This window comes from Pseudomonas sp. PDM22, from assembly GCF_014851965.1.
Taxonomy (GTDB): domain Bacteria; phylum Pseudomonadota; class Gammaproteobacteria; order Pseudomonadales; family Pseudomonadaceae; genus Pseudomonas.
In genome coordinates this window covers 196,883-209,694 of sequence record NZ_JACVAR010000004.1, presented here as the reverse complement: position 1 = coordinate 209,694, position 12,812 = coordinate 196,883, and the positions used below count along the sequence as shown (strand labels likewise).

At 66.3% G+C, this 12,812-nt stretch carries 12 protein-coding genes; 7 read left to right on the top strand and 5 right to left on the bottom strand.

Annotated elements, in window-relative coordinates; translation table 11 throughout:
* Window positions 1-113: 113 nt before the first annotated feature.
* Both IB255_RS15980 and hslO read right to left on the bottom strand, forming a co-directional pair.
* Window positions 114-1,655, bottom strand: a complete 1,542-nt coding sequence (locus tag IB255_RS15980) for a phosphoenolpyruvate carboxykinase (protein ID WP_081515293.1) — start codon at window positions 1,653-1,655, stop codon at window positions 114-116.
* A 168-nt stretch (window positions 1,656-1,823) separates the two neighbouring features.
* Complete coding sequence (gene hslO, locus IB255_RS15975) at window positions 1,824-2,717, bottom strand: Hsp33 family molecular chaperone HslO (protein ID WP_151188663.1); 894 nt, start codon at window positions 2,715-2,717, stop codon at window positions 1,824-1,826.
* 118 nt (window positions 2,718-2,835) lie between these two features.
* Here hslO and IB255_RS15970 point away from each other — a divergent pair, with 118 nt between their 5' ends.
* Entirely contained in the window at window positions 2,836-3,636 is an 801-nt protein-coding gene (locus IB255_RS15970) for a phosphatase PAP2 family protein (protein WP_081515291.1), read from the top strand.
* 149 nt (window positions 3,637-3,785) lie between these two features.
* On the top strand, window positions 3,786-4,433 hold the full coding sequence (locus tag IB255_RS15965) for an HAD-IA family hydrolase (RefSeq protein ID WP_081515290.1): 648 nt from the start codon (window positions 3,786-3,788) through the stop codon (window positions 4,431-4,433).
* Here IB255_RS15965 and IB255_RS15960 read toward each other — a convergent pair.
* Window positions 4,424-4,816 carry an RNA-binding S4 domain-containing protein gene (locus IB255_RS15960; RefSeq protein ID WP_045215645.1) on the bottom strand — a complete coding sequence of 131 codons (393 nt, stop codon included), beginning with the start codon at window positions 4,814-4,816 and terminating at the stop codon, window positions 4,424-4,426. The two genes, IB255_RS15965 and IB255_RS15960, sit on opposite strands and share 10 nt — an antisense overlap.
* 134 nt (window positions 4,817-4,950) lie before the next feature.
* On the opposite strand from IB255_RS15960, the gene IB255_RS15955 reads away from it, so the two are divergent.
* The 3 genes from IB255_RS15955 to IB255_RS15945 all read left to right on the top strand — a co-directional run bounded on the left by IB255_RS15955 (window position 4,951) and on the right by IB255_RS15945 (window position 7,565).
* A complete protein-coding gene (locus IB255_RS15955) occupies window positions 4,951-5,394 on the top strand; it encodes an ATP-dependent zinc protease (protein WP_263866023.1) in 444 nt (147 codons plus the stop codon).
* Entirely contained in the window at window positions 5,391-6,296 is a 906-nt protein-coding gene (rimK, locus tag IB255_RS15950; RefSeq protein WP_038803545.1) for a 30S ribosomal protein S6--L-glutamate ligase, read from the top strand. Before IB255_RS15955 ends, rimK begins: the two co-directional genes overlap by 4 nt.
* Before the next feature lie 339 nt (window positions 6,297-6,635).
* Complete coding sequence (locus IB255_RS15945) at window positions 6,636-7,565, top strand: S66 peptidase family protein (protein ID WP_081515288.1); 930 nt, start codon at window positions 6,636-6,638, stop codon at window positions 7,563-7,565.
* Here IB255_RS15945 and IB255_RS15940 read toward each other — a convergent pair.
* Together IB255_RS15940 and ompR are read right to left on the bottom strand one after the other, a co-directional pair.
* On the bottom strand, window positions 7,562-8,881 hold the full coding sequence (locus IB255_RS15940) for an ATP-binding protein (RefSeq protein WP_081515287.1): 1,320 nt from the start codon (window positions 8,879-8,881) through the stop codon (window positions 7,562-7,564). The two genes, IB255_RS15945 and IB255_RS15940, sit on opposite strands and share 4 nt — an antisense overlap.
* Before the next feature lie 61 nt (window positions 8,882-8,942).
* Entirely contained in the window at window positions 8,943-9,683 is a 741-nt protein-coding gene (gene ompR / locus IB255_RS15935) for a two-component system response regulator OmpR (protein WP_081515286.1), read from the bottom strand.
* 274 nt (window positions 9,684-9,957) lie between these two features.
* Here ompR and IB255_RS15930 point away from each other — a divergent pair, with 274 nt between their 5' ends.
* Both IB255_RS15930 and IB255_RS15925 read left to right on the top strand, forming a co-directional pair.
* Window positions 9,958-12,300 carry a Tex family protein gene (locus tag IB255_RS15930; protein ID WP_081515285.1) on the top strand — a complete coding sequence of 781 codons (2,343 nt, stop codon included), beginning with the start codon at window positions 9,958-9,960 and terminating at the stop codon, window positions 12,298-12,300.
* 36 nt (window positions 12,301-12,336) lie between these two features.
* Window positions 12,337-12,699, top strand: coding sequence for a PaaI family thioesterase (locus tag IB255_RS15925; protein WP_412548123.1), 363 nt, complete (start codon window positions 12,337-12,339; stop codon window positions 12,697-12,699).
* Window positions 12,700-12,812: the final 113 nt, after the last annotated feature.

Sequence of the window (12,812 nt, the reverse complement as noted above, 5' to 3'; positions counted from 1 at the left end):
ACCTTGTAGGAGCGCGCCATGCGCGTGATCGCGGGCATGGCCCGCTCCTACAGGACTCTACCGGTGCAAATGAAAAAGCCGCCCGAAGGCGGCTCTTTCCAGAACGGGCTCGCTTACAGCTGCGGGCCGGCGTTCTTGATGGCGTCGCTCACGTCGAACTTCTGGAAGTTGTCGATGAACTTGGTGGCCAGGCCCTTGGCGGCTTCGTCGTAGGCAGCCTTGTCTTCCCAGGTGTTGCGCGGGTTGAGCAGGACGGTGTCGACGCCCGGAACGGCCTTGGGCACGTCCAGGTTGATGATGTCCAGGTGCTCGGTCTCGGCGCCGATCAGAGCACCGCTCTGGATGGCGGCGATCACGCCACGGGTGGTCGGGATGTTGAAGCGTTTGCCGACGCCGTAGCCACCACCGGTCCAGCCGGTGTTGACCAGGTAGACCTTGGAGCCGAAGGCCTTGATGCGCTTGATCAGCAGCTCGGCGTAGACGCCAGCCGGACGCGGGAAGAACGGTGCGCCGAAGCAGGTGGAGAAGGTCGACTTGATGCCGCCGCCCGAACCCATTTCGGTGGAACCGACCAGCGCGGTGTAGCCGGACAGGAAGTGGTAGGCCGCCTGCTCGTTGTTCAGGATCGACACCGGCGGCAGTACGCCGGTCAGGTCGCAGGTCAGGAAGATCACGGCGTTCGGTTCGCCGCCGAGGTTCTGCTCGGAACGCTTCTCGACGTTTTCCAGCGGGTAGGCCGCGCGGGAGTTCTGGGTCAGGCTGTCATCGGCGTAGTCCGGAGTGCGGTTTTCGTCGAGGACGACGTTTTCCAGCACGGCGCCGAACTTGATGGCTTTCCAGATGACCGGCTCGTTCTTCTCGGACAGGTCGATGCACTTGGCATAGCAACCGCCTTCGATGTTGAAGACAACGCCTTCGCCCCAGCCGTGCTCGTCGTCGCCGATCAGGTAGCGGCTTTCGTCGGCGGACAGGGTGGTCTTGCCGGTGCCCGACAGGCCGAAGAACAGGGTCACGTCGCCCGCTTCGCCGATGTTGGCGGCGCAGTGCATCGGCAGCACGTCTTTTTCCGGCAGCAGGTAGTTCTGCACGCCGAACATGGCCTTCTTCATCTCACCGGCGTAGCGCATGCCGGCGATCAGCACCTTCTTCTGGGCGAAGTTGAGGATCACGCAGCCATCGGAGTTGGTGCCGTCACGCTCGGGCACGCACTCGAAGTTGGCGACGTTGAGAACCTGCCACTCTTCGCGGCCGGCCGGGTTGTACTGCTCGGGCTCGATGAACAGCGCACGGCCGAACAGGTTCTGCCAGGCGGTAGCGGTGGTCATCTTCACGGCCAGGTAGTGGTCGTGGGCCGAACCTACATGAACGTGGGAAACGAAATGGTCCTGGGCGTCATTGAAGGCCTGGACACGGTCCCACAGGGCATCGAACTTGTCGGCCGGGAACGGACGGTTGATGGCGCCCCATGCGATGGAATCCTTGCTGCCCGGCTCTTCGACGATGAAACGGTCGGCAGGCGAGCGGCCGGTGCGGTGGCCGGTTTTCACCACGAGCGAGCCGTTGTCGGCGAGTTCGCCTTCGCCGCGGCGAATGGCTTCTTCCACCAGTTGGGCAACGCTGATATCGGTGTAAACGGCTTTATTGGCTTGCGTCATGTGGGTCCCCGTCGGCCGAAGCCGAGTCCTCCAAACATTGCGTAGTGACTTCTGATTCCCACTACCGCGGAAAAAAGTCGCGGGATTATGCCAGAAAAGAACTGTTCTCGTGCAGCCTCTGATCTGGCGAGAGCGCCATTGGTTCGGCTATCGGACAAATCGATGCGGTCAATGGCGGGTTTCTGACGGTGTCTGGCTACCGCCGCCCGAGAACAGCTGGGCAACGTCCGAACCGTCGAACTGGTAGCGCTGGTTGCAGAACTGGCAGTCGATGACGATCTCGCCGTCCTCCTCGGCCAGCAGACGCTCGGCGTCTTCCTGCCCAAGACTGACCAGCGCGTTGGCCGAGCGTTCCCGCGAGCAGCTGCAGCGGAACACCAGCGGCTGCGGATCGAACAGGCGCACGTCGTCCTCGTGGTACAGGCGGTGCAGCACGGTGGCGTTGTCCAGGCCCAGCAGCTCCTCGGCGGTGAGGGTATCGGCCAGGGTGCTGACGTGCTGCCAGCTGGCTTCGCGCGACTCGGCGTCGCGCTGGCGGTCGGCCGGCAGTTGCTGCAGCAGCAGGCCACGGGCGCGGCGGCTGTCGGCGTTCAGCCAGAAACGGGTCGGCAGTTGCTCGGAGGTAGCGAAGTAGGTCGACAGGCAGTCCGCCAGGGTCGCGCCTTCCAGCGGCACGATGCCCTGGTAGCGCTTGCCGTTCTTCGGATCGACGGTGAGGGTCAGTACGCCCTCTGGCATCAGCTCCGGCAGACCGGCGGTATCGCCGATGGCGTCCGCGTCGTAGCGGGCCAGGCCGCGCACTTCGCGGTTGCTGGAGCACTCCACCATCAGCAGTGGCACGGCGCCATTGGAGCGCGCCTGCAGCACCAGCAGACCATCGAACTTCAGGGTGCCGCAGAGCAGCGCGGCGGCGGCCAGCATTTCTCCCAGCAGTTGGGCGACCGGCTGTGGGTAGGGGTGCTTGGCCAGCACTTCGGCGAAGCTGCGGTCGAGCTCTACCAGCTCACCACGGACATCGGTGTTGTCGAACAGGAAACGCTGACTTTGATCGATCTGGGACATGCTCTGCACAACGCTGCGATAGGCACAAATAAATGACAAGTTGATGGCAAAGGCCTATAAAGCGCGCTTTGCAGCACCCACCCATACTCGGGGGGTTCCGTAAGGGGGTATCGATTTTATGGACAAAACCACGCCGTTCCAAGCCACCTGGTCCTGGAAGCCCTTCATCGCCTGTCACCTGATGGCGGTCGTCCTGCTCCTGCTGTGGCTCTGGGAGCCCGCTCGCAGCGCGATGGACCTGTTCGACTTCAGCCTGTTCAGCCTGCTCAACCAGCCGCTGGCGACCAACGAAGCCTGGCGCCTGACCTGGGCCGTGGCGAGCACCCGGCCGTTCGACCTGCTGGTGGGGGTGATCCTGCTGCTGCTGATGATCCGTGGCGACTGGATCTTCAAGGCCACCCAGGTCCGCGCGGCGACCTTCGGCTTTTTATGCGCAGCCGTCGTGCTGGTGGTCGTGCGCATCCTCTACGCCAAGGTCGCCCACAAGCTGGGCTGGCAGCACGCGAGCATTTCCAGCATCGCGCCGGATGCCGTACGCCTGGAACACTTCTTCCCGCAATGGGAAGACACGCCCTTCGAGGTGAAGGACGAATCCGCCCGCAGCTTCCCCGGCGACCACGCCTCGGTGCTGTTGATCTGGGCGCTGTTCCTCACCCTGTTCGCCCGCAACGCCCTGCAGTGGGTGGTGATCTGGGGCCTGGCGCTGCTGTTCATGCTGCCGCGCCTGGTGGCCGGCGCGCACTGGGGCCAGGACGACTACATCGGCGGCGTGCAGATGGCGCTGGTGGCCCTGGCCTGGAGCTGCTTCACCCCCTTCGCCGCCAAGGGCAGCGCAGCCCTGGTGCGCTGGACCGATCCGCTGTTCCGCCTGGCCGCGCGGATTCCGCTGGTCAATCGCCTGAGCGTTATCGCGGCCTGAACCGTCGGCCGGCGCCCGTGTGGCGCGCCGGCCGTTGCTCTCGACCAGAGCATCGGGATATATCCCACAGCGATCTTCCGCGTTTCGTCGTGGTCAATGGAGCATCATCGCTCTCCCCGACCGGAGCCCCTCCAGGAGTTCGCCCCGCCATGCTGATCGAAACCCGCGCCATCCTGCTCGACATGGACGGCACCCTGGTGCAGTCCACCGCCGCCGTCGAAGTCATCTGGAGCCTGTGGTGCCAGCGCCACGGCCTGCCGCCGGAGGCTGCGCTGTCGATCTGCCACGGTGTGCGCTCGCAGGACGTGATCGGCCGCCTCGCGCCGCACCTGGAGCTGGCGGAAGAACTGGCGTTCCTGCACGAACTGGAACTCGAGCACGTAGCGCAACCGTCCATCGTGGGCGGCGCCGACCGTTTCCTCGGCACCCTGACCGGCCAGCCCTGGGCGGTGGTCACCTCCGCCAGCCGCGCGATTGCCCTGGATCGCCTCGCCCTCTGCGGCCTGCCGCTGCCGGATGTGCTGGTCGGCTCCGATGACGTCAGCGCCGGCAAGCCGGACCCGCAACCCTACCGGCTCGGCGCCCAGCGCCTGGGCATGGCAGCGCAGGACTGCCTGGCCTTCGAAGACGCTCCGGCCGGCGTGCAGAGCGCGCTGGACGCTGGCTGCCAGGTGATTCAGATCGGCACCGGCAGTGCTTTCGATCCGCGCGTGCGCGCCGTGGTGCCGGACTGGTCACCGCTGAGCCTGAAGGCCGCGAACGGCAAATTGCTGATCGAACTGCCCGATCATTCCTGATCGCGGAAGCTGAACAACTGGCGGCGCTGCTTCTTGGTCGGCCGCCCGTCGGTCTGCACGCCCAGCGCGCCGGCCTTGCGCATTGCCGAAGCGTCCTCGCGGCGCTTCACGCTGTCGGCGGTCTCCTCGTAGAGCAACTGCGCTTCGGGTGCGCCACGGCGCACCATGGACAGCGCCTTCACCACCACGGTGCGCTCGTCGAAGCCGGTGCGGATCACGTACTCCTCGCCGACCTTCGGCTCCTTGCCCGGCTTGCAGCGTTCGCCCCGGCAATGCACCTTGCCGCCATCGATGGCTTCCTTGGCCAGGGAGCGGGTCTTGTAGAAGCGCGCCGCCCACAGCCACTTGTCCAGGCGGACCTTGTCGTCGTCTTTTTCGCTCACTTCACAACCTCGTCATGCGGGTCTGAGAGTGTACCCCGCGCCCCGCTGGCGGGGCACAAGCGGCCTGACTAGAATGCCGGCAAACGCCGGGGACACCAGCCTTGAAGACTTTCGACCAGCTGTCGGTAATTGGTCTGCGTGAATGGATAGCCTTGCCCGAGCTGGGCATGGTCGGCCTGCGCGCGAAGATCGACACCGGCGCCAGCACCTCCAGCCTGCATGCCAGCGACATCGTGCCCTTCGAGCGCAACGGGCAGAGCTGGGTGCGCTTCGTCGCGCACCTGGGCACCCAGGTGCAGCGTCGCCATCGCTGCGAAGCGCCGGTGGTGACGATGAAGACCATCAAGAGCTCCAACGGCCAGGCCCAGACCCGCTACGTGATCCGCACCCTGCTGGCGCTGGGCGACCGCGCCTGGTCGGTGGAATTCACCCTGGCCTGCCGCAAGACCATGCGCTACCGCGTGCTGCTAGGCTCCAAGGCTCTTGTGCAGGGCCAACTGGTGGTCAACCCCGGCCTCACCTACGTGCAAGACAAACCCCTCATCATGGTTCCCGCCACCCTTCCAGGTGATCAATGAAAATTGCTGTGCTGTCGCGCAATCCGCGCCTGTATTCCACCCGTCGGCTGGTAGAGGCCGGGCAGCAACGCGGCCACGAGATGGTGGTGATCGACACCCTCCGCGCCTACATGAACATCGCCAGCCACAAGCCGCAGATCCACTACCGCGGCAAGCCGCTGGAAGGTTTCGACGCGGTGATCCCGCGCATCGGCGCCTCGGTGACCTTCTATGGCTGCGCCGTGCTGCGCCAGTTCGAGATGATGGGCGTCTTCCCGCTCAACGAGTCGGTGGCCATCGCCCGTTCCCGCGACAAGCTGCGTTCGCTGCAGCTGCTGTCGCGCAAGGGCATCGGCCTGCCGGTGACCGGTTTCGCCCACTCCCCCGATGACGTGCCGGACCTGATCGAGATGGTCGGTGGCGCGCCACTGGTGATCAAGCTGCTGGAAGGCACCCAGGGCATCGGCGTGGTCCTCTGCGAGACGGAGAAGGCCGCCGAATCGGTGCTGGAGGCCTTCATGGGGCTCAAGCACAACATCATGGTGCAGGAGTACATCAAGGAAGCCGGCGGTGCCGACATCCGCTGCTTCGTGGTCGGCGACAAGGTGATCGCCTCGATGAAGCGCCAGGCCGCGGCCGGCGAGTTCCGCTCCAACCTGCACCGCGGCGGCAGCGCCAGCCTGATCAAGATCACCCCGGAGGAGCGTATGACCGCCATCCGCGCCGCCAAGGTGATGGGCCTGCACGTCGCCGGCGTCGACATCCTGCGCTCCAACCATGGGCCGCTGGTGATGGAGGTGAACTCCTCGCCGGGCCTGGAAGGCATCGAGACCACCACCGGCAAGGACATCGCCGGGGTGATCATCGAGTACCTGGAGAAGAATGGCGGGCCGCATCTGGCGCGGACCAAAGGCAAGGGATGAGCCGGGCTTTCGCGACGCATGCGTCGCGCCGGCGAACGCCAGGCCACGGATGGCCTGGCAGGGGTCTCAGAGAAGCACGTGGTCACGACAGGGATGTCAGGAACAAACTTTCATGAAGCACCCTTGAGCATCGCGCGGGGTCTTGCCCTCACCCCAGCCCTCTCCCGGAGGGAGAGGGGGCAGTCTGTGCCTACTGACACTATGGTTTCATCCTGCGCCGATCGGTCCCCTCTCCCTTGGGAGAGGGTGAGGGGAATGCACGGCACAGCGTTGCCTCATTGAACCCTTCGCGAGCACGCTCGCTCCTAGAGTTTCTTCTGCAGTCTTTGGAACCCAGCCATGCCCACTTCCCGCCCCCACGCCGAACTCACCTGGTCGCCCATCGAGGGCCGCGTCGCGCTGGTTGCGCCGGCCTCGGCGATTGCCGAAGAGGTGCTGGAAGCCACCCTGCGCCAGCTGGAGGTGCAGGGCATCGACTACCACCTGGGCGAGCACACCGACGCCCGCTACCGCTACCTGGCCGGCACGCCGGAGCAACGCCTGGAAGACTTCCACGCCGCCTTCGAGCGAGAAGACGTCAGCGCCGTCTGGTGCCTGCGTGGCGGCTACGGCTGTGGACAACTCATCCCGCAGCTGGACTGGCAGCGCCTCAAGGCCGCCTCGCCGCGCCCGCTGATCGGCTTCTCGGACATCTCCATCCTGCTCAGCGCCTTCCACCGCCAGGGCCTGCCGGCGATCCATGGCATGGTCGCCACCGGCCTCGGTCTGCAGCCGTTGAGCGCACCCAGCGAGCAGCGTGAACGCCTGGCCTCGCTGGCCTCGATCAGCCACGTACTGGCCGGCGGCCCCGGCAAGCTGGCGGTGCAGCACCTGGCAGGGCCGAAGGCGGCTGTAGAAGGCGAACTGATCGGCGGCAACCTCACCGCACTGGCCTGCATGGCTGGCACAGCAGGCGCGCTGTACGTGCCGGACGGCGCGATCCTTATCCTCGAAGACGTCGGCGAACCCTACTACCGCCTGGAGCGCAGCCTCTGGCAACTGCTGAACAGCCTGGACGGCGCACGCCTGGGCGCGGTCTGCCTCGGCACCTTCACCGATTGCCCGCGCAAGGGCGTGGCCCACAGCCTAGAAGAAATCTTCGCCGAGTACGCCGCGCAGCTGGGCGTGCCGCTCTACCACGGACTGCCCAGCGGCCACGGCGCGCACAACCGCGCCTGGCCCTATGGGCGCCAGGCGGTGCTGGAAGGCAAATCCCTGCGCTGGGATTAGTGCGCGTCGCGCGGCAGCAGCAATCCCAACGGCAGGCAGACTCGCGCTTCCACACCACCGCCCTCGCGGTTGCGCAGCTCGATGCTGCCGCCGTGCTGTTCGGCGATACGTTTGACGATAGCCAGACCGAGGCCGGTGCCCTTGCCGCCGCGCGCTTTGTCGCCACGGAAGAAGGGGTTGAAGATGTTTTCCAGCTCCTGCGGATCGACCCCCGCGCCACGGTCCAGCACGCTGAGCACCACGTAGGGCGCGCCGCCACCGCCCGCCACGTGGGCTGCCACTTCGACCTTGCCGCCGCCGTGGTTCAGGCCGTTCTCGATCAGGTTGCCAAGCAGGCGCTTGATCGATACCCGGCGGAAGCGGAACAGCGGCAGCGTCTCCAGGCACAGGCGCACGCGGTTGCCGCTCTGGTTGAAGGCGTCGGCCACCTCGCGGATCAGGTCGGCGAGGTCGCCCTCTTCCACCGACTCGTCGCGGCCATCGCGGATGAAGGCGAGGAACTGGTCGAGGATGGCGTCCATGTCCTCGATGTCACGGACCATGTCCTCGACCATTTCGCGGTCGCTGTCGGGCATCAGTTCCAGTGACAGGCGCAGGCGCGTCAGCGGCGTGCGCAGGTCGTGGGAAACCCCCGCCAGCATCAGCTCGCGCTCGCGACCGGCCTGCTCGACATCGTCGGCCATCTGGTTGAACGCGCGGTACACCTCGGCCATCTCGCTGGGCGTTTCCGGCCCCAGCGGCAGGCGCACGCTGCGCCCCTTGCCGAACTCGCGGGAGGCGAAGACCAGGCGCTTGAGCGGCTGGCTGAGCAGGCGCACGAAGATCCAGGCGGCAGCGGTGGACAGCAGGCCGATGCCGAGGAACCAGCCCAGCACGCTCCAGATCTGCTGGCCGCGCAGCGGGTGCGGGTAGAGCGGCACGCCGATCCAGCCGTCACCCAGGGTCGGCGCGCGAACCCAGAGCATCGATGGATGGTGGATACGCAGGCGGGTCTCGGTGTCGATGCCCAGCTCCATGCGCATCTGCCGCTGGAAGATTTCCGTGTAAGGCCAGTGCACTTCCTCCGGCTGCCCCTGTTCGTGGGGCGCCCACTTCAACCCGGCGGACTGGGCGATGGCCTCGCGCGACTTCTCGTCCGCCGCCCAGTAGGCGCGCACGGTCAGCGCCGCGCCATGGCTGTACTGGCGGTCGACCAGCATGTCTTCGTTCATCAGCAGGTACACCAGGGTCAGCGCCTTGGAGAACAGCACGACGATGAGCACCAGCCAGAGGGTGCGGGCGAAGAAGCTTTGCGGGAACCAGAGGGGTGTTTTCAAGAGGGCGTTACCAGCGGAACACGAACGGCCGGGGCGAAGGACTCCGCCCCGGCGGGGTCAATCACTTGCGGGCGGCGCCGTCCGGCACGAATACGTAACCCACGCCCCAGACGGTCTGGATGTAGCGCGGCTTCGACGGATCGGGCTCGATCAGCCGGCGCAGGCGGGAAATCTGTACGTCGATGGAGCGCTCCAGGGCGTCCCACTCGCGGCCGCGAGCCAGGTTCATCAGCTTGTCGCGGGTCAGCGGCTCGCGCGCATGCTGCACCAGGGCCTTGAGCACGGCGAACTCACCGGTGGTGAGCATGTGCACTTCCTCGCCCTTCTTCAGCTCGCGGGTAGCCAGGTGCAGCTCGTAGTCGCCGAAAGTGACGACCTCGTCCTCGCCCGCCGGCGCGCCCGGCACCAGCGGCGCCTGGCGGCGCAGCACGGCCTTGATCCGCGCCAGCAGTTCGCGCGGGTTGAAGGGCTTGGCCAGGTAGTCGTCGGCGCCCTGCTCAAGGCCTGAGATACGGCTGGACTCGTCGCCCTTGGCGGTGAGCATGATGATCGGGATCTGGTTGTTCGACTCGCGCAGGCGCTTGCACGCGGAGAGGCCATCCTCGCCGGGCATCATCAGGTCCAGCACCACCAGCTGGAACAGCTCGCGGGCCAGCAGGCGGTCCATCTGCTCGGTGTTTTCGACGGCGCGGACACGGTAACCCTGCTCATCGAGGAAGCGTTCCAGCAGACGGCGCAGGCGCGCATCGTCATCGACCACGAGGATCTTTTCGCCTTCCGGCAGGGTGGCAGCGTTGGTCATGGAAACTCCCAGAATCTGATTCGACGGGCATTATCGCCCAGCCGCCGCGCATCACGGCCTGTCCATTGTTAGCAGATTTTTCCCCGACCAGTCGCCCACCCGGTGAAATTGTCGTGGGTATAATGCGGCGCTTTTGCGGCGGGGCGTTGTCACAGAGCCTGTCGAATGACCGGGAAGCCCGGCATTGGCGCTCTGTTATGGGCCTTTCGATGATCCTGCGAGCTAGCGCAGCAGATCATGCGCCCCGTTTTCGATTGTCTTGTCAGGTGGATTCATGGACAGCATCAACACCCGTATCGCCGAAGAGCTTTCCGCACTGCCCTCCGGCCGCGTTCAACCGCAGCAAGTCGCCGCTGCCGTCGCCCTGCTCGATGAGGGCTCCACCGTCCCCTTCATCGCCCGTTACCGCAAGGAAGTCACCGGCAGCCTGGACGACACCCAGCTGCGCATGCTCGAAGAGCGCCTGCGTTACCTGCGCGAACTGGAAGACCGCCGTGGCGCGATCCTCGCCAGCATCGAGGAACAGGGCAAGCTGACCCCGGAACTGGCCCGCGAGATCAAGCTCGCCGACACCAAGACCCGCCTCGAAGACCTCTACCTGCCCTATAAGCAGAAGCGCCGCACCAAGGGCCAGATCGCCCTGGAAGCCGGCCTCGGCGAACTGGCCGACGCGCTGTTCAACGACCCGAGCCTGTCGCCGGAAACCGAAGCCGCGCGCTTCGTCGATGCCGAGAAGGGCTTCGCCGACACCCGTGCCGTGCTCGAAGGCGCCAAGTACATCCTGATGGAGCGCTTCGCCGAGGACGCCACTCTGCTGGACCGCCTGCGCGGCTTCCTCAAGGACAACGCCACCCTCACCGCACGCATGGTGCCGGGCAAGGAAACCGAAGGCGCCAAGTTCAGCGATTACTTCGAGCACGACGAGCCGCTCAAGAGCGCCCCGTCGCACCGCGCCCTGGCGATCTTCCGTGGGCGCAACGAAGGCATCCTCAGCGTCGCGCTGAAGGTCGGCGAAGAGCTGCCGGGCACCTCGCACCCCTGCGAGATCATGATCGGCGAGCGTTTCGGCGTCTCCAACCAGGGCCGCGCCGCTGACAAGTGGCTGTCCGAAGTGGTGCGCTGGACCTGGAAGGTCAAGCTCTACACCCACCTGGAAACCGACCTGCTGGGCGAGCTGCGCGACGGCGCCGACGCCGAGGCGATCAACGTCTTCGCGCGCAACCTGCACGACCTGCTGCTGGCCGCCCCGGCCGGCCCGCGCGCCACCCTGGGCCTGGACCCAGGCCTGCGCACCGGCGTGAAAGTCGCCGTGGTCGATGCCACCGGCAAGCTGCTGGACACCGCCACCGTCTACCCGCACGTGCCGAAGAACCAGTGGGACCAGACCATCGCCGTGCTCGCCGCGCTGTGCGCCAAGCACCAGGTGGAACTGATCGCCATCGGCAACGGCACCGCCAGCCGCGAGACCGACAAGCTGGCCGCCGAGCTGATCAAGAAATACCCGGCGCTCAAGTGCACCAAGATCATGGTCAGCGAGGCCGGCGCCTCGGTGTACTCGGCTTCCGAACTGGCCGCCAGGGAGTTCCCGGAGCTGGACGTATCGCTGCGCGGCGCCGTGTCCATCGCCCGCCGCCTGCAGGACCCGCTGGCCGAGCTGGTGAAGATCGAGCCCAAATCCATCGGCGTCGGCCAGTACCAGCACGACGTGTCCCAGCTGCAGCTCGCGCGCAGCCTGGACGCGGTGGTGGAAGACTGCGTGAACGCCGTGGGCGTGGACGTGAACACCGCCTCCGCCGCCCTGCTGGCACGCATCTCCGGCCTCAACAGCACCCTGGCCCAGAACATCGTCTCGCACCGTGACGCCAACGGCGCGTTCCGCACCCGCGACGACCTGCGCAAGGTCAGCCGCCTCGGCGACAAGACTTTCGAGCAGGCCGCCGGTTTCCTCCGCGTGATGAACGGCGACAACCCGCTGGACGCCTCCGCGGTGCACCCGGAAACCTACCCGCTGGTGCAGCGCATCGCCGCCGACACCGGCCGTGACGTGCGCTCGCTGGTCGGCGACTCGGGCTTCCTCAAGCGCCTGGACCCGAAGAAGTTCACCGACGAGCAGTTCGGCCTGCCCACCGTCACCGACATCCTCAAGGAACTCGACAAGCCCGGCCGCGACCCACGCCCGGAGTTCAAGACCGCCGAGTTCCAGGAAGGCGTCGAAAGCCTGAAGGACCTCACGCCCGGCATGGTGCTCGAAGGCGTGGTGACCAACGTCACCAACTTCGGCGCCTTCGTCGACATCGGCGTCCACCAGGACGGCCTGGTGCACATCTCCGCGCTGTCGGAGAAGTTCGTCAAGGACCCGTACGAAGTGGTCAAGGCCGGTGACATCGTCAAGGTGAAGGTCATGGAGGTGGACATCCCGCGCAATCGCGTCGGCCTGTCCATGCGCATGAGCGACACCCCCGGCGAGAAGGTTGACGGCCCGCGCGGCGGCGGCCGTCCCGGCAACAGTGCGCCGCGTGGCGAGCGCAGCGCAGCCCCGCGCCAGCAGGAGAAGGCCCCGGCGAACAACGCCATGGCCTCGCTGTTCGCCAACGCCAAGCAACTGAAGAAGAAGTAAGGAAGATCCATGAGCGAGATGCCCGCCCGCGAGCTGATGATCAGCCGCTTCAGCGAAACCATCGGCGTGCAGCCGATCCGTATCGCTGACGGCGAAGCCGAGGTGCTCCTGCCGATGGCCGAGCACCTGCGCAACCGCGGCAACGTCATGCACGGCGGCGCGCTCTTCACGCTGATGGACATGACCATGGGCCTGGCCTGCTCCAGCGCCCACGGTTTCGACCGGCAGAGCGTCACCCTGGAGTGCAAGATCAACTACATCCGCGCGGTCGCCGAAGGCGAAGTGCGCTGTGTGGCGAAAGTCCTGCACGCCGGGCGTCGTTCGCTGGTGGTCGAGGCCGACATCCACCAGGGCGACAAGCTGGTCGCCAAGGGACAAGGCACCTTCGCGCAGCTGTAAATAGCCTCGGCGCAACTGACCTATGCTGTAGTCCGGAGCCCGCGAAAGGCGGGCGTCGGCGCGGCGTCTCCCCAAGCCAGGCGACCACGCCGGTTGTGTTCTCCCCTTGTAGA

Bases quoted from the DNA above. Each gene is read 5' to 3' on its own strand.
- IB255_RS15980 (WP_081515293.1), bottom strand. From the start codon at position 1,655: ATGACGCAAGCCAATAAAGCCGTTTACACCGATATCAGCGTTGCCCAA.
- ompR (WP_081515286.1), bottom strand. From the start codon at position 9,683: ATGACCAACGCTGCCACCCTGCCGGAAGGCGAAAAGATCCTCGTGGTC.
- hslO (WP_151188663.1), bottom strand. From the start codon at position 2,717: ATGTCCCAGATCGATCAAAGTCAGCGTTTCCTGTTCGACAACACCGAT.
- rimK (WP_038803545.1), top strand. From the start codon at position 5,391: ATGAAAATTGCTGTGCTGTCGCGCAATCCGCGCCTGTATTCCACCCGT.
- IB255_RS15970 (WP_081515291.1), top strand. From the start codon at position 2,836: ATGGACAAAACCACGCCGTTCCAAGCCACCTGGTCCTGGAAGCCCTTC.
- IB255_RS15945 (WP_081515288.1), top strand. From the start codon at position 6,636: ATGCCCACTTCCCGCCCCCACGCCGAACTCACCTGGTCGCCCATCGAG.
- IB255_RS15925 (WP_412548123.1), top strand. From the start codon at position 12,337: ATGATCAGCCGCTTCAGCGAAACCATCGGCGTGCAGCCGATCCGTATC.
- IB255_RS15930 (WP_081515285.1), top strand. From the start codon at position 9,958: ATGGACAGCATCAACACCCGTATCGCCGAAGAGCTTTCCGCACTGCCC.
- IB255_RS15965 (WP_081515290.1), top strand. From the start codon at position 3,786: ATGCTGATCGAAACCCGCGCCATCCTGCTCGACATGGACGGCACCCTG.